This window comes from Kineosporia sp. A_224 (assembly GCF_002198655.1).
Taxonomy (GTDB): Bacteria; Actinomycetota; Actinomycetes; order Actinomycetales; family Kineosporiaceae; genus R-H-3.
Genome location: NZ_MWLN01000194.1, coordinates 11,755 through 31,620, shown reverse-complemented (window position 1 = coordinate 31,620; position 19,866 = coordinate 11,755). Strand labels below are relative to the sequence as shown.

The 19,866-nt window shown below is 76.2% G+C and carries 19 protein-coding genes; 11 read left to right on the top strand and 8 right to left on the bottom strand.

From position 1 onward, the window contains the following. Window positions 1–177: 177 nt before the first annotated feature. The gene (locus tag EDJALFJO_RS22090; protein WP_088288478.1) at window positions 178–1,059 is read right to left on the bottom strand and encodes an AraC family transcriptional regulator; all 882 of its coding nucleotides are present in this window, start codon (window positions 1,057–1,059) and stop codon (window positions 178–180) included. A 34-nt stretch (window positions 1,060–1,093) separates the two neighbouring features. Then, window positions 1,094–1,243: a hypothetical protein gene (locus tag EDJALFJO_RS34500; protein WP_158220524.1), complete on the bottom strand. Its 150-nt coding sequence runs from the start codon at window positions 1,241–1,243 to the stop codon at window positions 1,094–1,096. Window positions 1,244–1,404: 161 nt separating this feature from the next. Between EDJALFJO_RS34500 and EDJALFJO_RS22085 the strand changes: the two genes are divergently transcribed. From EDJALFJO_RS22085 to EDJALFJO_RS22075, 3 genes are all read left to right on the top strand, one after another. Beyond that, window positions 1,405–2,559, top strand: coding sequence for an inorganic phosphate transporter (locus EDJALFJO_RS22085; protein ID WP_198950540.1), 1,155 nt, complete (start codon window positions 1,405–1,407; stop codon window positions 2,557–2,559). Window positions 2,560–2,661: 102 nt separating this feature from the next. Next, complete coding sequence (locus tag EDJALFJO_RS22080; RefSeq protein WP_088288476.1) at window positions 2,662–3,399, top strand: hypothetical protein; 738 nt, start codon at window positions 2,662–2,664, stop codon at window positions 3,397–3,399. A gap of 46 nt (window positions 3,400–3,445) precedes the next feature. Then, complete coding sequence (locus tag EDJALFJO_RS22075; RefSeq protein WP_088288559.1) at window positions 3,446–4,144, top strand: helix-turn-helix transcriptional regulator; 699 nt, start codon at window positions 3,446–3,448, stop codon at window positions 4,142–4,144. 3 nt (window positions 4,145–4,147) lie between these two features. Here EDJALFJO_RS22075 and EDJALFJO_RS22070 read toward each other — a convergent pair whose 3' ends face one another. Both EDJALFJO_RS22070 and EDJALFJO_RS22065 read right to left on the bottom strand, forming a co-directional pair. Then, complete coding sequence (locus EDJALFJO_RS22070) at window positions 4,148–4,948, bottom strand: isocitrate lyase/phosphoenolpyruvate mutase family protein (RefSeq protein WP_088288475.1); 801 nt, start codon at window positions 4,946–4,948, stop codon at window positions 4,148–4,150. Further along, entirely contained in the window at window positions 4,945–5,556 is a 612-nt protein-coding gene (locus tag EDJALFJO_RS22065) for a hypothetical protein (RefSeq protein ID WP_088288474.1), read from the bottom strand. Before EDJALFJO_RS22065 ends, EDJALFJO_RS22070 begins: the two co-directional genes overlap by 4 nt. 68 nt (window positions 5,557–5,624) lie before the next feature. Here EDJALFJO_RS22065 and EDJALFJO_RS22060 point away from each other — a divergent pair, with 68 nt between their 5' ends. Then, entirely contained in the window at window positions 5,625–6,794 is a 1,170-nt protein-coding gene (locus EDJALFJO_RS22060) for an aminotransferase class I/II-fold pyridoxal phosphate-dependent enzyme (protein ID WP_088288473.1), read from the top strand. 15 nt (window positions 6,795–6,809) lie between these two features. Here EDJALFJO_RS22060 and EDJALFJO_RS22055 read toward each other — a convergent pair whose 3' ends face one another. Beyond that, window positions 6,810–9,155, bottom strand: a complete 2,346-nt coding sequence (locus EDJALFJO_RS22055; protein ID WP_088288472.1) for an SDR family NAD(P)-dependent oxidoreductase — start codon at window positions 9,153–9,155, stop codon at window positions 6,810–6,812. Window positions 9,156–9,257: 102 nt separating this feature from the next. On the opposite strand from EDJALFJO_RS22055, the gene EDJALFJO_RS22050 reads away from it, so the two are divergent. Further along, window positions 9,258–9,872, top strand: a complete 615-nt coding sequence (locus tag EDJALFJO_RS22050) for a SigE family RNA polymerase sigma factor (protein WP_088288471.1) — start codon at window positions 9,258–9,260, stop codon at window positions 9,870–9,872. After that, window positions 9,869–10,768 (top strand): hypothetical protein, encoded by a 900-nt coding sequence (locus tag EDJALFJO_RS22045; protein WP_088288470.1) that lies wholly within the window; start codon window positions 9,869–9,871, stop codon window positions 10,766–10,768. Before EDJALFJO_RS22050 ends, EDJALFJO_RS22045 begins: the two co-directional genes overlap by 4 nt. Window positions 10,769–10,807: 39 nt before the next feature. Here the strand turns inward: EDJALFJO_RS22045 and pcaC are convergent. After that, window positions 10,808–11,257: 4-carboxymuconolactone decarboxylase (pcaC, locus tag EDJALFJO_RS35750; protein WP_233149975.1), on the bottom strand; the 450-nt coding region annotated here is incomplete at its 3' end. A 164-nt stretch (window positions 11,258–11,421) separates the two neighbouring features. On the opposite strand from pcaC, the gene EDJALFJO_RS22035 reads away from it, so the two are divergent. The 5 genes from EDJALFJO_RS22035 (at window position 11,422) to EDJALFJO_RS22015 (ending at window position 17,825) form a co-directional block, all read left to right on the top strand. Further along, complete coding sequence (locus EDJALFJO_RS22035; RefSeq protein WP_088288469.1) at window positions 11,422–11,985, top strand: hypothetical protein; 564 nt, start codon at window positions 11,422–11,424, stop codon at window positions 11,983–11,985. Continuing rightward, the gene (locus tag EDJALFJO_RS22030; protein WP_088288558.1) at window positions 11,985–12,977 is read left to right on the top strand and encodes an FAD:protein FMN transferase; all 993 of its coding nucleotides are present in this window, start codon (window positions 11,985–11,987) and stop codon (window positions 12,975–12,977) included. Before EDJALFJO_RS22035 ends, EDJALFJO_RS22030 begins: the two co-directional genes overlap by 1 nt. 272 nt (window positions 12,978–13,249) lie before the next feature. Then, entirely contained in the window at window positions 13,250–14,911 is a 1,662-nt protein-coding gene (locus tag EDJALFJO_RS22025) for a DEAD/DEAH box helicase (protein WP_088288468.1), read from the top strand. Between the two features lie 128 nt (window positions 14,912–15,039). Further along, window positions 15,040–15,423, top strand: a complete 384-nt coding sequence (locus EDJALFJO_RS22020; RefSeq protein WP_088288467.1) for a PH domain-containing protein — start codon at window positions 15,040–15,042, stop codon at window positions 15,421–15,423. A gap of 134 nt (window positions 15,424–15,557) precedes the next feature. After that, window positions 15,558–17,825: a bifunctional alpha,alpha-trehalose-phosphate synthase (UDP-forming)/trehalose-phosphatase gene (locus EDJALFJO_RS22015; protein WP_088288466.1), complete on the top strand. Its 2,268-nt coding sequence runs from the start codon at window positions 15,558–15,560 to the stop codon at window positions 17,823–17,825. Between the two features lie 33 nt (window positions 17,826–17,858). Here EDJALFJO_RS22015 and EDJALFJO_RS22010 read toward each other — a convergent pair whose 3' ends face one another. Then, window positions 17,859–18,281 (bottom strand): hypothetical protein, encoded by a 423-nt coding sequence (locus EDJALFJO_RS22010; RefSeq protein WP_143448700.1) that lies wholly within the window; start codon window positions 18,279–18,281, stop codon window positions 17,859–17,861. An 11-nt stretch (window positions 18,282–18,292) separates the two neighbouring features. Beyond that, window positions 18,293–19,864: a cell wall metabolism sensor histidine kinase WalK gene (locus tag EDJALFJO_RS22005; protein ID WP_088288464.1), complete on the bottom strand. Its 1,572-nt coding sequence runs from the start codon at window positions 19,862–19,864 to the stop codon at window positions 18,293–18,295. Window positions 19,865–19,866: the final 2 nt, after the last annotated feature.

Genomic DNA, 19,866 nt, shown 5'->3' with positions numbered 1-19,866 from the left:
GTCCGCGGACTCGAACCGCGGGCCGTCCCGGGCGGGAGGCAGCTTCGAGAGGGTCGTTCTCGACGGGAGTTCTTTCTCCGCTGGACCTCTACGGCCTCCTCCGACGCTAGCCCGCCGGGCCCGGCCGCCGGAACGCGCGAAGGTCCCTGCCCGGGGCGTCCGCGGCTGTCTGGTCGGTCACGCCGGCTCGACGGGCACCCACAGCTCGGCCCGGGCCGTCGTGCCGTCCGCCGACAGCTCGCTGCGGAGCAGCTCCGGCCCCGGCCTGCTCCGCCACGGGTTCGACGGGAACCACTGGGTGAAGACATCCCGCCAGAGCTCCTGGACCACCGCCGGGAACGGGCCCGACGCCGCGAAGACCGCCCACGGCCCGGCCGGGACGTCGAGGCTGTCGAGCCCGGCCTCGGCGTCGGCCGGGCCGCCGTACCGGGCCGCGGCGAACCAGTAGTCGAGCTCGGTGCCCTCGCTGCGCTCCGCGCCGAGACCGTCGCTGACGTTCAGCGGCCCGGCCGGCTCCCCGTCCGCGAGCCCCGCGACCTGCTCCCGGACCTGCGGCGGCAGGCCCCGCAGGAAGGCGACGATCGCCGGGTTCATCCCCTCGTGCACGAGCGGGACCCGGGCCCGCCGCCCGACGAGCCTGAACGGCCCGGGCTCGACGATCCGGTACTCCATGACGGCACTCCCCTCGACGACGACGCGGAAGGAGAGCCGCTGCTGCGCCCGCAGGGCCGCCCCGGTCCGGCGCGCCTCGCCCGGCGTGACGCCGTGCACGGCCCGGAACGCCCGGCCGAACCCCTCCGCGGACCCGTACCCGAACCGCACGGCGATGCCGAGCAGCGGCTCGTCCCCGGCGAGCACCGCCGCGCCGGCCAGGGTGGCCCGCCGGCGCCGGACGTACTCCCCGAGCGGCATGCCGGCCAGCGCCGAGAACATCCGCCGCAGGTGGTGCTCCGAGGTGGCCGCCGCGCGTGCGAGCGCGGTGACGTCCGGGTCCTGCTCCGGGTGCGCCGCGAGCCCGCGCTCGAGCTCGTCGAGCGCCGCGTTGAGCCGGTCCGGCATCGTGGTTCCCCTTTCCTGACCCCTCGACGCTAGGTCAGGGAGCGGACGGCGTCCCGACCGTGCCGGTGCGGGTCCGTTCGGTCGCCCGTCCGGTCGGTCGTGGGGCGAGCCGCTCGACGCGGCCGAGGACGTCGTCCGTGACGACCCGTTCGGCCCCGTACGACGGTGGCTCCGGGATGAACACGGTGAACGAACGGTGAACACAAGTCGAAAAGGGACTCTCGCCTCTTCTTACGGGCACACAACTGCGGGATAACGATGACGAACGTTGTGCGCCGCCGGGCTTCACCCTGCACGTCACCGCTTCGCCCTCCCCGACTCGCCGCCCCTTACCCGGAGGTTCCGGTGGACCTGGTCCTGCTCAGCGTCATCGCTGTCGTCGCCCTCGCTCTCCTCTTCGACTTCTCCAACGGCTTCCACGACGCGGCCAACTCGGTCGCCACCGTCGTGGCCACGAAGGTCATGTCCGCGCGGATGGCCGTCTGGTTCTCCGCGTTCTTCAACTTCGCCGCCTTCTTCTTCGTCGGCACGGCCGTGGCCAACACGGTCGCCAAGGTCGTCAAGCCGGGCATGGAAGGGGTCGGGGTCGTCTTCGCCGCCCTGATCGCCGCGATCGCCTGGAACTACGCGACCTGGTTCGTCGGCATGCCGTCCTCGTCGAGCCACGCGATCATCGGCGGCCTCATCGGTGCCGGCCTCGCGGCCGGCGGCACGGACGCGGTCGACTGGAGCAACGTCAAGAAGGTCGCCTTCGCGATCGTCCTGTCGCCGGCCGTCGCGCTGAGCGTCGCCGTCCTCGCCACCGGGCTCGTGATCCTCATCCAGAAGGCGACCGGCTGGGGGGACGACGCCAAGCCGTTCAAGGGCCTCCAGCTCGTCTCCGCGGCGGCGGTCTCCTTCGGTCACGGCGCGAACGACGCGCAGAAGACCATGGGCGTCATCGCGACCCTGCTCGTCGGCGCCGGGTACCTGTCGACCGACGACCCGGCGAACATCTCGGTCCCGACCTGGGTCGCGCTCCTGGCCTACGGCGCGATCGCGGCCGGCACCGTCTGGGGCGGCTGGCGGATCGTCCACACGATGGGCATGAAGATCACGAACCTCAACGCCCGGACCGGTGTCGCGGCGAACATCGGCGCGACGACGGCGATCTTCGGCGCGACCCAGCTCGGCATCCCGATCTCGACGACGCACGCGGCCGCCTCGTCGGTCGTCGGCGCCGGCATCGGCGGCCGTCGCGGGGTCAACTGGCGGGTCATCGGCGAGATGGTCGTGGCGTGGATCGTCACCCTGCCGTCGACGGCAGCGATCGCCTGGCTCGCCTTCGAGCTGACGAAGCTGCCCTCGCCGGTCAACGTCATCGTCGTCGGCGCCGTCGTCCTCGGCTTCGGCACCTGGATCGTCTGGGCGATGCGCCACAGCATGGGCCACAAGGAGATCGAGGCCGAGCTCGCGACGACCGCAGGGGCCGTCCTCGAGCCGGAGAAGGCCGCCGCCTGACGGCTGTTCCCACCGACGGCGGTCCGCGCGACCGTCGCGACGTCCCGGTCCCGGGCACCCCGTCGGGGTGCCTGGGACCTGTTCGTGGGCGAGGATTCACCGGTGACCGCGCCAGGACCCGCCGACCGGACGCCGGGCGACGTCTGTCTGCAGGGCGGGGCCGAGCTGCGGCCCGGGTGCGAGGCGATGGACGCCGCGATGCTCTGGGCGCACGGGCCGGGGCTCGGGCCGGAGGGGCTGGCCCGACGGGTCGTCGTCGTGCCGTTCGCGGGCCGTCCGGGCCGGGAGCGGGCGGTCGCCGGGGCGAACGCCGACGGCTGGTACCGCCGGCTCGGCGCCCGCGAGGTCGACGTCGTCCTCGACGAGGGCCCCGGCTTCGGCGACCTGCTCGCGCGTCTCACCGGGCCGGACGACGGCACGGACGGCACCCCGGGCGGCCCGCCGGTCCGCCCGCCGCGCGGCGGCGACCTCCTCGTGCTCCCCGGCGGGTCGCCGTCCCGGCTCCTCGGCGCCCTCGCGCCGCACCGGGACGCGCTCGCGGCCGCCCTGGGCCGCGGCGTCGCCGTGAGCGGGGCGAGCGCGGGCGCGATGGTGCTCTGCCGGTGGACGGTGCTGCCCGAGGGTGGCCGGCCCCGCGTCGTCGACGGCCTCGGGCTCGTGCCGGTCGACCTCGTCCTCGTGCACTTCTCCGGCGGCAGCGGGTGGCTCGACGTGGCACGCGGCGTGCTGCCGCCCGACCCGGTCGTGCTCGGGCTGCCCGAGCGGTCCGGTGCGGTGCTCCGGGCGGACGGTCGGGTCGAGGCCGCCGGGGTCGAGAGCTTCACCCGCTTCACGGTCTGAGGACAGTTCGGTCCGGACCGAAGTGTGCCCGGGCTACCGTGGCCCGATGGCGGACGACGTGACTCCCGGCCCCGCGGACCTCTCGGTCCCGGCGCGGGCGATGGCCGAGCCGGCCCGGGCACGGATGCTCGACGCGCTCGTCGACGGCCGGGCCTGGACGGCGTCCGAGCTCGCCCGGGCCGCAGGGGTCGCCGCGTCGACGGCGAGCGGGCACCTCAAGGTCCTCACCGACCACGGGCTCGTCACCGCGACGGCGTCCGGACGGCATCGGTACTTCGCGCTCGCAGGGCCGGACGTCGCGCGCGCCGTCGAGGCGCTCCAGGCGATCGCGCCGAGCCTGCCGGTGCGATCGCTGCGCCAGCAACGGGTCTCGGCCGACCTGCGGGCCGGGCGCACCTGCTACGACCACCTCGCCGGTGACCTCGGGCTGCGCGTCACCGACCTGCTCGTGCACGCCGGCTGCCTGGCCGCCCCCGAGACGGGGCGCGACGTCCCGCTCGCCGAGCCGCTGCCCGCGCACCCCGTCGTCGAGCGGTTCGCCGTCGCGGCCGTCCCGACCGGCGGACGCCGTCCGGTGGCCCGCGGCTGCCTGGACTGGACGGGCCGCCGTCCGCACCTCGCCGGCCGGCTCGGCGCCCACCTGCTCATCGTCTTCCGCGAGAACGACTGGGTCGAGCCGCGGCCCGGGAGCCGGGCGCTGCGCCTCACCGCCGCGGGCGCCGCGGTGCTCTCTGCTCTGGAGTGACCGTCAGCCCTCGAGCGACCACGTGCCCGGCGGGACGGCGAGGGCCTGCACGTCGGCGTACGGCACGGCGGGCGGCAGCGCCGACCCGTCCCGGACGGCGCGCGCCGCGTCGACGGCGGCCCGGAGCGCGGCCCGGTAGGGCAGCGACCCGGTGCTCACCCGGCGCACCCCCAGCGCCGCGAGGTCGTCGACCGACCGGTTCGGGTAGGGCAGCACGTTGAGCGGGACGATGACCGCTGCGGCGAGGGCGGCGATCTGCGCGTCGGTGAGCGGTCCCGGCACGAAGACGCCGTCCGCGCCAGCGTCGACGTAGGCGAGCGCGCGGTCGAGCGTGTCGTCCAGAGGCCCCGGGCCACCGAGCCAGTGGGTGTCGACGCGGGCGTTGACGAAGACGTCCGGGCAGCGCGCCTTCACTGCGGCCACCTTCGCGGCGAGCGCCGCGGCCGGCACGAGGGCGCCGTCCGTGCTGTCCTCGAGGTTGATCCCGGCGACGCCGAGCGAGCCGACGAGCGACGCGACCTCGGCAGGGTCGGCGGCGTAGCCGTCCTCGAGGTCGACCGACACCGGGCAGGGCAGGTCGCTCAGCGCCGCCGCGAGGGCGAGGACGCCGTCGCGGCCGGCGCGCGCGCCGTCGACGAGACCGCGGGCCGCGCAGACGCCCAGGCTCGTCGTCGCGACCGCCGGGAACCCGGCCGAGACGAAGGCCCGCGCCGATGCGACGTCCCACGCGTTGGGCAGCACGAGCGGCCGGGGGCCGTCGTGGAGGACGCCGAACGGCGTCCGCAGCGGCGGGCCGGCTCTCATCGCAGTGCCGCCGTCGCGAGCCGCGGCGCGAGGTCGCGGCCCGGGCAGGCGTGCGGGCCCCGGCCGTACGGCGCGTCCGTCAGGTCGACGAGCACCTCGGTGCCGTCCGGGCCGACCCGCCGCGTGACCGGGACCGGGGGCTCGTGGGAGCCCGTGCGCAGCCGTTCGACGAGCGCGGACGTCGCGGCATGCGCCTGAACGAGCACGCAGACCCGGGCGGCGGCCTGCTCCGACCGGCCGCCGCACGCGGCGACGAGCCGGTCGGCCGCGGCGTCCGCGGCCGCGCTCACCGGCAGGTGCGGCTGGTAGGCGGCGGCGACGAGATCGACGTCCGCCAGCAGCGCGACCGGCAGGCCGAGCGCGTGGAGCACGGCCGCCGTCGGGTGCTGCCCGGCGACGGCCCGGACGTCGAGGCCCTCGAGGAGGACCTCGACGCTGCGCCGCCGCGCGGCGTGCAGCGGCCCGTCGCAGAACCGGACGACGGCGGCCCGCAGGCCGGCGACCCCGCTGGTCGCCGTCGGGTCGGGCAGCGGCGGCACCGTGAAGGCCGGGTCCTCGAGAACGTCGCTCCGGACGGTCGGGTCCGCGGTCGGCGTCGTGGGTGGCATCCCGTCATCCTGGGCCCGGAACGCTTCGGCGGGGCCCGAAGCGTGCAGCACTGGCTACGGTGACCTCCATGCTGACGCTGCCCTCCTTCCGCCTCGAGGCCTTCTTCGCGCAGTGGGAGTTCGCCGCGCGCCACCACCTCACGGCCTCCGACGGGCAGACCGTCACGGTCGGCGAGCTCCTGGAGATCGCGGGCACCGACCCGGCCGAGCTGCTCGGCCTCGAGCTCGGGTACGTGCCGACGACCGGTACGGACGCCCTGCGCGAGGCGGTCGCCGGCACGTTCGCCGGGACGTCGCGGGGCGGCGGGGCGGCCGTCGCGCCGGACGACGTGCTCGCCTTCGCGGGGGCCGAGGAGGCGCTGCTCCTCGCGCTCTCCGAGCTGCTCTCGCCGGGCGACCACGCCGTCGTCACGGTGCCGAACTACCAGGCGATGGAGTCGGTGCCGATCGCGACCGGCGCCGAGGTGACCGGGCTGCCGCTGTGGACCGGCTCGGGGGAGTCGCTGCGCTGGACCCTCGACGTCGACCGGGTCCGGGACGCCCTGCGGCCGGCGACGAAGGTCGTCGCGGTCAACGTGCCGAACAACCCGACCGGGTTCGTCCCCGACCTCGACGCCTGGCTCGCGCTCGCGGCGCTGTGCGAGGAGCGCGGGATCGTCCTGTTCTCCGACGAGGTCTACCGCGGCGTCGAGGCCGACCCGGCCCGCACCCTGCCGCCCGCGGTCGAGGTCTGCGCGACCGGGATGACCCTCGACGTCACGTCGAAGTCCCTCGGCCTGCCGGGGCTGCGGGTCGGCTGGCTCGTGAGCCGTGACCGCGCGCTGCTCGGCCGGATCGAGGCGCGCAAGCACTGGACGAGCATCTGCAACGCCGGCCCCAGCGAGCTGCTCGCGACCCTCGCCGTCCGCAACGCCGGCGCCCTGCGGGCCCGGCTGCGCGCTGTCCTCGACGCGAACACGAAGACCTTCGACGCGTTCTTCGCCGACCACGCGCAGTGGTTCGACTGGCAGGCACCGGACGGCGGCTGCGTCGCCTTCCCGCGCTACCGCGGGCCGGACGGCGTCGAGGAGTTCTGCGCGCGGCTGCTCCACGAGCGGGGCGTGCTCCTGCTGCCCGCCTCGCTCTACGCGAGCGACCTGGCGACGGTGCCGGCCGACCGGTTCCGGATCGGCCTGGGCCGCCGCGACCCGGAGCCGGCCCTCGCCGAGGTCGCGGCGTTCCTCGCGGCGCAGGCGTAGCGCGCGGGCACCGGGTCAGCGCTCCCGGCGCGGCTTGCCCGTCGCCGTCCGCGGCACGTCGTCGACGACCTCGAGGTCCCGCGGCATCTCGGCCCGGGACAGCCTGGGCCGCAACCACTCCCGCAGCTCCTGCGGGCCGAGCGTGGTCCCCGGCCGGCGGCACGCGGTCGCCGCGAGCCGGGTGCCGAACTCGTCGTCCGGCACCGGCCGGACGACGGCGTCGGCGACGTCCGGGTGCGCCTCGATCGCGGCGAGGACCGGCGCCGGGTAGACGTTCTCGCCGCCCGAGACGACCATCTCGTCGTCGCGGCCGTCGAGGAACAGCCGCCCGGCGACGTCGACGTGCCCGAGGTCGCCGGTCGGGACGAGCCCGCCGTCCGGGCTCCAGCCGCCGACGAGGACGCGGCCGGTCGTGCCGCGCGGCACCGGGGCGCCGGCGGCGTCGACCACGCGCAGGGTGACCCCGCGGGGCGGCCGGCCGACGGTGCCGGGGGCGGCCCGCAGGTCCGCCGGGGTCGCGAGCGTGGCCCACGCCGCCTCGGTCGTCCCGAAGAGGTTGAAGACGCGCTCGCCGAACAGCGCCCGGCCGTCCGCGAGGGTCGACGCCGTGAGCGGGGCCGCCCCGCTGACGACCGCCCGCAGCCGGGGGAGGTGCTGCGGCGCAACGGTTCCGTCCGGCTGGCGGGCCGCGGCCGCCATCCGCCGCAGGTGGATCGGCAGGAGGAACACCGCCCGCGCCTCGTGCTCGGCGACGACCTCGAGGAGGCGCTGCGGCGCCAGCCCGGCGGCGAGGACGACCGGGCAGCCGAGGGCCAGGCCGGCGACGAGGTAGACGAGCCCGTACCCGTGGTGCACGGGGGCGGCGACGACGACGGCCTCGCCGGTGCGCATCGGGATCCGGGCGAGGTGGGTCGTCAGCGGCCCGACGAGCACCCGCAGCGGCACATCCCGCGGGACGGCCCGCGGCGTGCCCGTCGTCCCCGACGTGAGCGGGACGACGCGAGGCACCCGGCGCCGCGCCGGCCGGCCGCCGGGGGAGCGCCGGCCCGCCCCGGCCTCCGGCGCAGGGCCCGGCTCCGGCACCGGGGCGCCGTCCGGACCGGGCCGCAGCACCACGGTGACCCCGGCGGTGCGCAGCACCCGCTCGCAGCGGTCGGGCGGCAGGTCCGGGGCGAGCATCACGGCGTCCGCACCGGCGAGGGTCGCCCCGACGAGGCCGACGACGAGGTGCCGGCCGTCGAGCCGGTCGAGCGCGACCCGGTCGCCGGCGCGCACCCCGTCGGCGCGCAGCCGGCGGGCGAGCGTCTGCGCGCCCGCCATGAGGGCGCCGGCGGTGACCGGGCCCTGCACGTCGACGACGACGACCGCGGCGGGGTCGGCCGCCGCGAGCGCAGCGGCCGGTGCCGGGCCGTACCGGACGACGGCCCGCAGCAGCCGGCCGAGCCGGCGCGGCCCGAGCGCGCCGGTCGCGGCGACCACCCGCAGCGGCTCGGTCGCCCGGGCCAGCCGCACGCCCAGGGTCGCGACGGTCTGCGCGGCGTCCGGGGCCAGCCCGGCGGCGAGGACGGCGAGCCGGCCCCACCACGGGTACCAGCGGCCCCGGCGCAGGACGGCCCGGCAGACGACGCCCGCCGCCTCGTCCGCGGTCATCGCGGGCAGGTTGCGGTACTGCGCGGTCGGCGCGCTCATCCGGGTGCGGACGAGCCCGAGGTGCACCGTGCTCACCGTGACGCCGTCCGCCCGCAGCTCGGGGGCCGCCGTCCGCAGCCAGATCTCGAAGGCGCCCTTGGAGGACAGGTACGCCGTCCAGCTCGGGGTCGGCAGGCCGAGCCCGACGGTCGACACGTTGACGACGTGCCCGCGGCCGCGCTCGCGCATCGACGGCAGCAGGTCCAGCAGCAGCCGGACCGGTCCGAGATGGTTGACGCCGATCAGCCGCTCCACGTCGTGGAACCGGCCGGCGCTGTCCGCCACGGAGCGGCGGATCGAGTGCCCCGCGTTGCTCACGACGACGTCGACGCGGCCGTGCTCGGCGAGGACGGCGGCCGCGAGGGCGCCGACGTCCTCCGGCCGCGCGAGGTCGACCGGGTGGACGTGCGCGGCGCCGCCCGCGGCGACGATCTCGCGCCGGACCGCCTCCAGGCGGCCGCGGGTGCGGGCGACGAGGAGCACCGTCGCGCCGGCGGCCCCGAGCCGGCGGGCGGTCGCGGCGCCGATCCCCTCCGAGGCCCCGGTGACGAGGACGACCCGGCCGCCGACGGCGTGCCGCAGCGCGGCCGCGGACGGGTCCCGGCCGGCGTAGCCGGCGAGCACCCGCAGGGCGTGCCGGACCCCGGGGCCGCGCGAGCCGCTGGTCGTCACGGCCCGTGAGCGTAGGCGTGCCGGCGCGCACCGGCGGGGAGCCGATCACGAAAGTTGCGCGGCCGGTGCAATCCTGTGACCGGGGCCGCGCGTCATGCAGGCATGAGCGATGCCTCGGGGGTGGTGGTGCGGCGTCCCTTCGTGGGGCGCCCCGCGACGTCCCGTGCCGGACGGGACACCCCGGCAGGACCACCGCAGTGGTCCGCGTCGGACGACTTCGACGCGTTCGTCGCGGCGCGGGCCGCGACGCTCGTGCGCTCGGCGCGGGGGCTGCTGCGGGACCCGCAGCACGCCGAGGACGTCGTCCAGGACGTGCTCGTCAAGGTGCACCGGCACTGGGACACGATCGTGCGGCAGGAGGTCCCGGACGCCTACGTGCGCCGGATGCTCGTCAACGCGTGCACCTCGTTCTGGCGGCGCGCAGCCCGGCGCGAGCGCTCCGTGCCGGACGACGCGCTGTCGCTCGTCGTGGACCACCGCGGCGCCGCGCCCGACGAGTCGCACCGGGTCGACGAGCGCGAGCTCATGCTCTCCCTGCTGCGGCGGCTGCCCGCCAAGCAGCGCGCCGTCCTCGTCCTGAGGCACTACGAGGGCCTGCCCGACGCCGAGGTGGCCGCCGTCATGGGGACGAGCGTCCAGACCGTCCGGAGCAACGTCCACCGCGGGCTCGCCTCGCTGCGCGCCATGATGACCGAGCACCAGGAGATGCTGCGATGAGCCGCCGGAACCCCTCGCTGCCGCCGGAGGTCGAGGCCGAGGTCGCCGCCCGGCTCGAACGGGCCCTCGCGGGCGGCCTCGACGACGGGCTCGTCGACGTCGCCCGGCTCGCGACCGGGACCCGGGCCGGGATCCGCCGGGCGGCCGTGCGCCGCCGGGTCGCGGTGGCCGCGGCGACGGCTGCGACGTCCGCTCCCGCCTCCGCACCGAACCGGTCCCGCTCCGGGACGCGGACCCCGGACCCCTCGACCTCCGTACCCGCCGCGGACGCCGCCGTCCCGCCGCCGGAGCAGGGGCCGCCCGCGACCGTCGTCCCGCTGACCCGGGTGCTCGGGAGCGACAGCGGGCTGGACGTCGCCTACCGCGTCCCGAGGACCGTGAACTACACCGCCCGGGACTTCCCCCGGCCGCTGCTGCAGCTCCTCGAGGTGGGGGACTACCGCTTCGTCTCCGTCGTCTCCGGCCAGGGCTGCGGGACGTACACCCCGGCCCGGGCCCCCGTCGCCGCGAACTCGTGGTCGTGGGCCGAGGAGGACAGCAACCGGTCCGACCAGCTCACCGTGACGCTCACCGTGACGGGATGGGTGCCGGGGACGGCGTCCGGGCACTTCGCGGAGGTCGTCGACAACACGGGCGTCTGCCGCTGGATGGAGCCGCCCGCACCGGTCTCGGCCCGCCGGCTGGTCGGGGACGAGCGGTGGCTGGCGACGTTCGGGGACGCGAGCAGCGGGGTCGTCCGGGCCGCGGTCCGGGTCGGTGACGTCATCGTCAGCGTCGAGGTCCACGACCCGGCCGGCACCGCCTCCGCGGTCTCGCTCGCCGCGGAGCTCACGAACCTCGCCGCCGGGCGCGTGCAGAGCAGCGGCCTGGTGCGGACCGCGGCGCAGGTCAGCTGACCGGCCCGCCCGGCCCGCCGACGGGACGCCCGCGTAGANGACCGGCCCGCCCGGCCCGGTCCCGTCGGCGGGCGCCTCCGCGGCCGCCTCCGCGAGCACCTGCCGTGCCACCGCGAACGCCGTGTTCGCCGCCGGGACGCCCGCGTAGACCGCGGTGTGCAGGAGCACCTCCTTGATCTCGTCCGGCGTGACGCCGTTGGTCAGCGCGCCGCGGACGTGCAGGGGAAGCTCCTCGGGGCGGTACAGCCCGGCGAGCAGGGCGAGGGTGACGAGGCTGCGCTCCCGCCGGGACAGGCCCGGCCGGCCCCAGACCGCGCCCCAGGCGTACCGGGTGATGTGGTCGACGAAGTCCTCGGTGAACGGGTCCGCGTTCGCGTGCGAGCGGTCCACGTGCGCATCGCCGAGGACGGCCCGGCGGACGGCGTCCCCGCGGGCGAACAGGGCGCCGTCCGGGTCGGTCGCGGGGTCGCGGCGGTCGGGGCTGGGCATCGGGTCTCCTCGGGGCGTGGCGACCGGGCGGGCCGCGCGGCGGGTGGCTCGGCCCGACTCTAGGAGCCGGGCGCCCGCAGGGTTTGCCGGGCGTTGACCCGGCCATACGTGGGCCATACCCGTCTCACAGCGGACGCCCAGACTCCGGACGCACTGTTCTTCCCATGACGACACGACCTCCTCGGATCAGCGGGACCCCCTCCGGCGACGACTCCCGGCCCACCCCGGGCCAGGGGTGGGCCGTCCTCTCCCAGCAGGGCCGGCAGCCCCGGCAGCCCCAGCCCCAGTCCCAGCCGTACGACCCCGCACAGCCGCACCGGCCGCACGTCGGCCACGGTGCGCCGCAGGGCTTCGCCCCGGTCTCGCACCAGCCGCAGCACGCCTACCCGGCCCAGCCCTACGACGCCGCGCACCGCCCGGCCGTCGAGCGCCGGGTCCGCGAGCGGGACGGCGCCCGCCGCCGTGTCGGTGGCGTCACCGCGGCGTTCGCGGTCGCCGCCCTCGTCGGGACCGGTGCCGCCGTCGTCGCCACCTCGGCGAGCGGCGCGACGACCGCCTCGACGTCGTCCGGCACGACCGCGTCGGGCACGTCGTCCGACACCTCGTCGAACGCCTCGTCGAACGCCTCGTCGAACACCTCGTCGAACACCTCGGGCACCACGAGCGGCACGTCCTCGAGCGTGTCCTCGTCGAACCAGAGCAGCGTCGCGTCGACGAGCGGTTCGTGATGACGGCGACCCAGGCCGCCCCGGCGCCCGCCGCCCCGGTGCCCGGGGTCGCCGCCGCGCAGTGGCGCGCCATCGGCTGCGACGTCCGCGTCGTCGTCACCGACCCGGACGCGCTCGACGCGGCGTCCCGGATCGTCACCGAGCACGTCGAGGCGCTCGACCTCGCCGCGAGCCGGTTCCGCCCGGACTCCGACCTCGAGCGCGTGAACGCCGGCGCCGGCCGTCCGGTCGCCGTCGGCCCCCTCTTGCTCGACGCGCTCGAGGTGGCCCTCGACGCGGCCCGCCGCACCGGCGGCGACGTCGACCCGACCCTCGGCGGCGTGCTCGTGGACCTCGGCTACGACCGCACGTTCGCCGCGGTCCCGGGCACCGGCCCCGCCGTGAAGGTCACCGTCCGCCGGTCCGCCGCATGGACCCAGGTCGTCGTCGACCGGGCCGCCGGCACCGTGACCGTCCCCGACGGGGTGCTCCTCGACCTCGGCGCGACCGCCAAGGCGTTCGGCGCGGACCGCGCCGCGGCCGCCGTCCACGCGGCGCTCGGCGTCGGCGTCCTCGTGAGCCTCGGCGGCGACATCGCCGTCGCCGGCGACCTCCCGGTGCTCCCCGAGCCCGACGGCCGCCTCGTCGCCGGGTGGCCGGTGCGCACCCAGGACCGCCCCGGCCCGGCGGACGAGACCCCCGACGGCCCGTCGTCCGTCGTCCTGCTCGGGGGCGGCGGGCTCGCGACGTCCTCGGTCACCGCCCGGCGCTGGGCCCGCGGCGGGCAGGAGATCCACCACGTCATCGACCCGCGGACGTCGATGCCCGCCGTCACGCCCTGGCGCACCGTGAGCGTCGCGGCCGCGTCGTGCGTCGACGCGAACGTCGCGACGACGGCCGCGATCGTCCGCGGCGAGGGCGCCGTCGAGTGGCTCACGTCACTCGGCGTGGCCGCCCGGCTGGTGTCGCTCGACGGGCGTGTGCACGTGCTCGGCGGCTGGCCCGCCGAATGACCTGGTCAGAGCGCTGCCGGGGCCGTCGCGGGTGACGTCGCGGTGACGACCGCGCGCCTCACGGTCGCACCCTGGTAGGCTGAGAGTGACGGTGAGAGCCGTCGGGAAGCGCGGGCATCGTGGTCCGCGCGAGTCGCAGTGTGAATCCTCTTTCCGCACAGCGCCTTCGGGCGTGGTGGTGCATGTCCGCACAGAACCAGGGTGCGGGCGCCAGTCAGGGGTTTGACGTAGCGGCCCCTGCCACGCACCACCAGCGACGGAGTTGTCTTTACATGACCCAGCCCTCCCAGGGCCGGACGCGCACGCCTGCGCGTCCCCGTACCAACCAGTCCTCCTCGAACGGCTCGTACGGCAAGAGCTCGTACAGCACGGGCTCCTACGGCTCGGGCTCCGGCTCGTACGGCTCGTCGTACGGCTCCGGCTCCGGCGGCTCGTCCTCGTACGGCTCCCCGCGTCGCTCCGGCGGCCCGGGCCGCGGTCGCCGCCCGAACGGCGGCACCACGCCCCGCCAGGTCCGCGAGCCCGCCAAGACCGCGCTCGACATCGCGCTCGACGAGGCGCTCGCCGCCCCGGCCCCCGAGCCGCGCACCTTCGCCCAGCTCGGCCTGCCGGAGGTGCTCGTCACGGCGCTCTCGCGCCGCGGCATGGCGGAGCCGTTCGCCATCCAGGCCCGCGCCCTCCCGGACGCGATCGCCGGCCGCGACGTCCTGGGTCGCGCCCAGACCGGCTCCGGCAAGACCCTCGCCTTCGGCCTGCCGATGCTCGCCCGCCTCGCGGACCCGGCCATCGTCGACGCGCCGACCGGCAAGGGCGTCGACTCGGCCCGGCACACCGGCCGCCGCACGCCGCACCGCCCGCGCGGCCTCGTGCTCGTCCCGACCCGCGAGCTCGCGCTCCAGGTCGCGGACGCGCTGTCCCCGCTGGCGAACCCGCTCGGCCTGCGCGTGACGACCGTCTTCGGCGGCTCGTCGTACAAGCGCCAGATCGACGCGCTCACCCGTGGCGTCGACATCGTCATCGCCACCCCGGGCCGGCTCGTCGACCTCATCGACCGCCGGGTGTGCAACCTCGCGGACGTCGAGATCACCGTCCTCGACGAGGCCGACTACATGGCCGACCTCGGCTTCCTCCCCGTCGTGACGAACCTGCTCGGGATGACCCGTGAGGGAGGCCAGCGGCTGCTCTTCTCGGCGACGCTCGACCGCGGTGTCGGCACGCTCGTCGAGAAGTTCCTCACGAACTTCGCCGTCCACGCGGTCGCGCCGGTCTCGTCTCCGGTCGAGGCCATGGACCACAAGGTCTTCACGGTCGGGCGCAACGACAAGCTCGCCGTCGCCGCCGAGGTGGCCGGCCGCCCGGGCCGCACGCTCTTCTTCGTGCGGACCAAGCACGGCGCCGACCGGCTCGCGACCCAGCTGACCCGCTCCGGGGTCGAGGCCGCCGCGATCCACGGCAACCTCGGCCAGGGCGCCCGCCAGCGTGCGCTCGCCGCGTTCAGCGACGGTTCCACCCGGGTGCTCGTCGCGACGGACGTCGCGGCGCGCGGCATCCACGTCGACGACGTCGACCTGGTCGTCCACTTCGACCCGCCGAACGACCACAAGGACTACCTGCACCGCTCGGGCCGCACGGCCCGCGCCGGGGCGAGCGGCACGGTCGTCGCCCTCGTGCTGCCGGAGGAGTCCCGTGCGGTCGAGCAGATCCACCGCGCGGCCAAGGTCGAGCCCGTCGTGACCAGCGTCGCCCCGGGTCACCCCGCGGTCGTCGAGGTCGCGACGTCCGGCGAGCCGGTCGTCGTCAAGCCGCGTGCGGCCGAGCGGGAGCGCCCGGCCGGGCGTCGTCCCGGCAGCGGCCCGCGCCGCACCGGTGGCTACCAGGGCTCGTCCGACCGGTCCACCGGCGGTTACCGGGGCGGCCCGCGCCGCACGGCGTGACCTCCCGGAGCACCTGAGCACCACCCGCACCAGCTGAGCACCGACGGACGCCGGTTCTCGTCGACGCCCGCCGCACACGCGGCGGATGTCCACGAGGACCGGCGTTCTCGCGTGGCAGAGTGTGCGCCATGAGCGATGTTCAGGAGACCCGTGAGCCGGTCTACGACAACCGCGCACAGCTGCAGCAGGTCCAGGAGGGCCTGCTCGACGGCGAGGTCGTGTACGCGGTCTACGACGCGATCGGCGCGGGCACGGGCTTCATCGGTGTCACCGACCGCCGGGTGATCCTGCAGGACAAGAGCTTCGTCGGGAAGAAGGTGGCGATCACCTCGATCCCGTACGCGCGGATCATCTCGGTGAGCGTCGTCTCCGACCGCACGTGGACCGGGGGCTTCTTCTCGACGAGCACGATCGCCGTCGCGACCTCCGAGGGCGTCCACGAGGTGGCCTTCCGTGGCAACGAGAAGGCGCACCACGCGCACAACCTCATCCTGTGGCACATGGTGCGCTGAGCGCGTCACGCAGCGTCAGCACAAAAGGGTTGTCAGGACACATCTCACACGCTTCACCTGCGCGTGGCTGGGTAGTGTCGACAGGGGGTAGTCACCCTCGGTCGCCAGAACCACCCGTCGGGGAGTGAAACCGAGTGCCGGACCAGCACGAGTTCGTCGTCGTCGCCAACCGGCTGCCCGTGGACCGTCGCGAGGAGCCCGACGGGTCGACGTCCTGGCGCCCCTCGCCGGGCGGCCTCGTCGCGGCGCTCGAGCCGGTCATGAAGACCCGGGACGGCGCGTGGGTCGGCTGGACGGGCAGCCCCGACGACACCCTCGAGCCGTTCGACGCCGACGGGATGCACCTCGTCCCGGTGCCGCTGTCCGCCGAGGAGGTCGAGCTCTACTACGAGGGCATGAGCAACGCGACGCTGTGGCCGCTCTACCACGACGTCATCGTCGCCCCGGCCTTCCACCGCACCTGGTGGGACTCCTACGTCACGGTGAACCGGCGGTTCGCGCAGGCCGTCCTGCCGCAGGCCGCGGAGGGCGCGACGGTCTGGGTGCAGGACTACCAGCTCCAGCTCGTCCCGAAGATGCTCCGGGAGGCGCGGCCCGACCTGCGCATCGGGTTCTTCGACCACATCCCGTTCCCGCCGTACGAGATCTTCGCCCAGCTCCCGTGGCGCCGGCAGGTGCTCGAGGGCCTGCTCGGCGCCGACCTGCTCGGCTTCCAGCGGCCGGCCGACGCGAACAACCTGCTGCGGGCGGCCCGCCGCATCGGCATGACGACCCGCGGGGACGCCGTCCTCGTCGACGGCCGCCGGGCCCGCCGCGGCGCCCGGCTCGAGGCGGCCCGGCCGGTCGTGTGCAAGCCCTTCCCGATCTCGGTGGACAGCACCGCCCTGGAGGAGCTCGCCCGCCGGCCCGAGGTCCTCGAGCGGGCCAAGGAGATCCGGGCCGAGCTCGGCGAGCCGGACACCCTCGTCCTCGGCGTCGACCGGCTCGACTACACCAAGGGCATCCAGCACCGGCTCCAGGCGTTCGGCGAGCTGCTCGAGGACGAGCGGCTCACCGTGCCCGGGGCGGTGCTCGTCCAGGTCGCGACGCCGAGCCGGGAGCGGGTCGACGAGTACCAGCGGATCCGGGAGGACGTCGAGTCGACCGTCGGGCGGATCAACGGCAAGCACGGGCAGATCGGCCACCCGGCGGTGCACTACCTGCACCAGACGGTCGACCGGGCCGAGCTGGCGGCGCTCTACCTGGCCGCCGACGTCATGCTCGTCACCCCGCTGCGCGACGGCATGAACCTCGTCGCGAAGGAGTACGTCGCGAGCCGCTGGGACGACGCGGGCACGCTCGTCCTCTCCGAGTTCGCCGGGGCGGCGAACGAGCTCACGAGCGCGTTCGTCGTCAACCCGCACGACATCGACGGGCTCAAGGACGCCGTCATGAGCGCCGTCCGGTGCCCCCCGGCCGAGGCCCGCAAGCGGATGCGCGCGATGCGGCGGACCGTCCTGCGGGACGACGTCGCGCACTGGGCGCGGACCTTCCTGGACTCGCTGCACGACGTCCGCGCCCGGCAGGAGGCCATGACGCCGCCGCCGGACGCCGCCGACCTCGACGCCGCGCTCGAGGCGCTGTCGCACCGCCCGGAGCTCCTCGTGGCGCTCGACTTCGACGGGGTGCTCGCCCCGATCGTCCGCGACCCGGACGCCGCCCGGCCGCTGCCGGCCTCGGCGCAGGCGCTGCACGACCTCGCCGCACTGCCCGGGGTGCACCTCGCGCTCGTCTCCGGCCGGACCCTCGACGACCTGCGCCGGCTCGCCGGCCCGCCGCCGTCCGCCGCCCTCGTCGGCAGCCACGGCGCCCAGGTGGCCGACGAGCACGGCGCCGACGTCGGGGCCGCGACGACGCTCGACGACGTCACCCGTGACCTGCTGGCCCGGGCGTCGGCCGCGCTGCACGCGATCAGCGCCCGCTACCCGGGCACGTTCGTCGAGGACAAGCCCGCGGGGACGGTCTTCCACACCCGGCAGATCGAGCGCCGCGAGGACGCCGAGGCCGCGGCGAGGGAGGCCGCGCAGGGCCCGGGCTCGTGGGCCGGCGTCCGGACGACCCTCGGCAAGGAGGTCGTCGACATGTCGGTCGTCGACATCGACAAGGGGGTCGCGCTCGGCCGCCTGCGCGCCGCGCTGGGCCTGCGGCCGGGCCACGGCGGCGTGCTCTACGTCGGGGACGACGTGACGGACGAGCACGCCTTCGCGGTCCTCGACGACGCGGCCGGGGACGTCACGGTCAAGGTCGGCGAAGGGGTCACGGGCGCGCGGCACCGGGTCGCCGACCCGGAGCAGGTCGCCGACCTCCTCGGCCGTCTTCTCGAGCTCGTGGGGAAGGACCGCGGCACGTCGGCCGCACGATGAACGACGGTGGGTCGGGACGGTGGTGCGGGACGGTCAGCCGACGACCTCGCCGACGATGACCTCGCCGGTGCCGCCGGTGTCCTCGGCGAGGGCCGGCACGCCGAGGTCGCGGACGACCTCGAGGTAGATCGGCTCCTCGTCCAGGCGCCACGTGGGCACGGCCCCGGTGAGCGCGTCCGTGAGCTCGCCGCCGTCGATCCCGACCGGCGGCGTCATGATCGCGCGGAGCAGGACGCTCGCGTCGATCGGCGGCACCGCGACGGGCACGAACGTGCTCGCGGGGACGTCGGCAGGGTCGACGGGGACCGGCTTGAGTGCTGCCGTGCCGTCGACCTGCGGGGTGTCAGCGGTGGAGCGGGTGCCCTTGGCGGCCGCGGCAGGACGCTTCGCAGGCCGCTTCGTGGGACCCGTGGGTCTCCCGGGGCGCGGTGAGCCCCCCGTTGTGCGTGCGGTCATGGTGCCCTCCGTCATGTCGACGCAGGAACGGCGGCTAAGCCGGTTCCACCTCCAGGTTTGCCTGTTTCGCTGGGATACGCCACCCCGTGTGTCCCGGGCAACACGACCTTGAACACGGTATGTCCTGGTTCGCTCGTCACCTCGACGCGGCCGCCGTGCGCCTCGACGACCCCCGCGACGATGGCCAGACCCAGCCCCGTGCCCCCGGCCGAGCGGCCCCGGGAGCTGTCCCCGCGGGCGAACCGGTCGAAGACGGCGGGCAGCAGGTCGGCCGGGATCCCGGGGCCGTCGTCGACCACCTCGACGGTCGCCGTCCCGCCCTCGGACCGCAGCCTGACCTGCACCGTCGTCCCCGCGGGGGTGTGCACGCGGGCGTTCGCGAGGAGGTTCGCGAGCACCTGGTGGAGCCGCGCGTCGTCCCCGAGGACGCGCACCGGGCCGGCCGGCAGGTCGACCTCCCACTCGTGCTCCGGCCCGGCGGCCTGGGCGTCGCTCGTCGCGTCGAGGACGACCTGGACGACGTCGACGGCCTCGGACCGCAGCGCCGGCTTCTCGTCGAGCCGGGCGAGCAGGAGGAGCTCCTCGACGAGGCCGGTCATCCGGGTCGCCTCGGACTCGACCCGGCGGACGGCGTGCGCGACGTCCGGGGGCAGGTCGGTCGACGTCCGCCGGGTCAGCTCGGCGTAGCCGCGGATCGAGGCGAGCGGCGTGCGGAGCTCGTGGCTGGCGTCGGAGACGAAGCGGCGCATCCGGGCCTCGCTCGCCTGCCGGACGGCGAGGGCGCGGGAGACGTGGTCGAGCATCCGGGCGAGCGCCGCGTCGACCGCGCCGACCTCGGTGCGCGGGTCGGCGTCCCGGTCGATGCCGAGGTCGGCCGGGTCGAGGGTGACGTCGCCGCGGTCGAGGGGGAGCTCGGCGACCCGGCCGGCGGCCGCGGCGGTCCGGGCGAGCGGGCGGAGCGCGGCCCGGACGATGACGGTGCCGCCGACCGCCGCGGCGAGCAGGCCGGAGGCGGTGACGATCGTCACGACGACGGCGAGCTGGGCGACGCTGGCGTGGACGTCGGCCAGCGGCAGCGCGGTGACGACGGTGTCGCCGTCCACGGTCCGGACCGCGAGCGCGAGGTAGTCCCCGCGGTCGCCGAGGCGCACCCGGTGCGTGCGGCCGTCGACCGCCACGTCCGCGAGCGAGGCCGCCGCCCGGTCGGGCAGCTGGACGACCCGGCCGTCGCTCGCGAGCACGGCCTGGGACGTCACGGTGCCGTTCTCGATCCGGACGCCGGCGGTGCCGGCCGACTGGCCGCGGACGTTGAGGAAGTCCGGGCCGCGGTCGTCGTCCCGGGCGCCGACGCCGTCCGGCTGGCTCTGCGGGCGGCCGGGCAGGCCGGCCCCGGCGGAACGGGTCGAGGCCGCGCGGACCTGCTCCTCGACCTGGCGGGTGAGGTAGGCGTCGAGCGCGAAGACGCTCACGGCCCCGATGACGGCCGCGACGACGGTGAGCAGGGCGACGACGACGATGACGAGCCGGGTCCGCAGCGTCCAGCGCGAGGGGTGGGCACGGGGGCGGAGGGACGCTGCGGGCACGG

Bases quoted from the DNA above. Each gene is read 5' to 3' on its own strand.
- EDJALFJO_RS22090 (WP_088288478.1), bottom strand. From the start codon at position 1,059: ATGCCGGACCGGCTCAACGCGGCGCTCGACGAGCTCGAGCGCGGGCTC.
- EDJALFJO_RS22075 (WP_088288559.1), top strand. From the start codon at position 3,446: ATGGCGGACGACGTGACTCCCGGCCCCGCGGACCTCTCGGTCCCGGCG.
- EDJALFJO_RS22070 (WP_088288475.1), bottom strand. From the start codon at position 4,948: ATGAGAGCCGGCCCGCCGCTGCGGACGCCGTTCGGCGTCCTCCACGAC.
- EDJALFJO_RS22065 (WP_088288474.1), bottom strand. From the start codon at position 5,556: ATGCCACCCACGACGCCGACCGCGGACCCGACCGTCCGGAGCGACGTT.
- EDJALFJO_RS22060 (WP_088288473.1), top strand. From the start codon at position 5,625: ATGCTGACGCTGCCCTCCTTCCGCCTCGAGGCCTTCTTCGCGCAGTGG.
- EDJALFJO_RS22050 (WP_088288471.1), top strand. From the start codon at position 9,258: ATGAGCGATGCCTCGGGGGTGGTGGTGCGGCGTCCCTTCGTGGGGCGC.
- EDJALFJO_RS22045 (WP_088288470.1), top strand. From the start codon at position 9,869: ATGAGCCGCCGGAACCCCTCGCTGCCGCCGGAGGTCGAGGCCGAGGTC.
- EDJALFJO_RS22035 (WP_088288469.1), top strand. From the start codon at position 11,422: ATGACGACACGACCTCCTCGGATCAGCGGGACCCCCTCCGGCGACGAC.
- EDJALFJO_RS22030 (WP_088288558.1), top strand. From the start codon at position 11,985: ATGACGGCGACCCAGGCCGCCCCGGCGCCCGCCGCCCCGGTGCCCGGG.
- EDJALFJO_RS22025 (WP_088288468.1), top strand. From the start codon at position 13,250: ATGACCCAGCCCTCCCAGGGCCGGACGCGCACGCCTGCGCGTCCCCGT.
- EDJALFJO_RS22020 (WP_088288467.1), top strand. From the start codon at position 15,040: ATGAGCGATGTTCAGGAGACCCGTGAGCCGGTCTACGACAACCGCGCA.
- EDJALFJO_RS22010 (WP_143448700.1), bottom strand. From the start codon at position 18,281: ATGACCGCACGCACAACGGGGGGCTCACCGCGCCCCGGGAGACCCACG.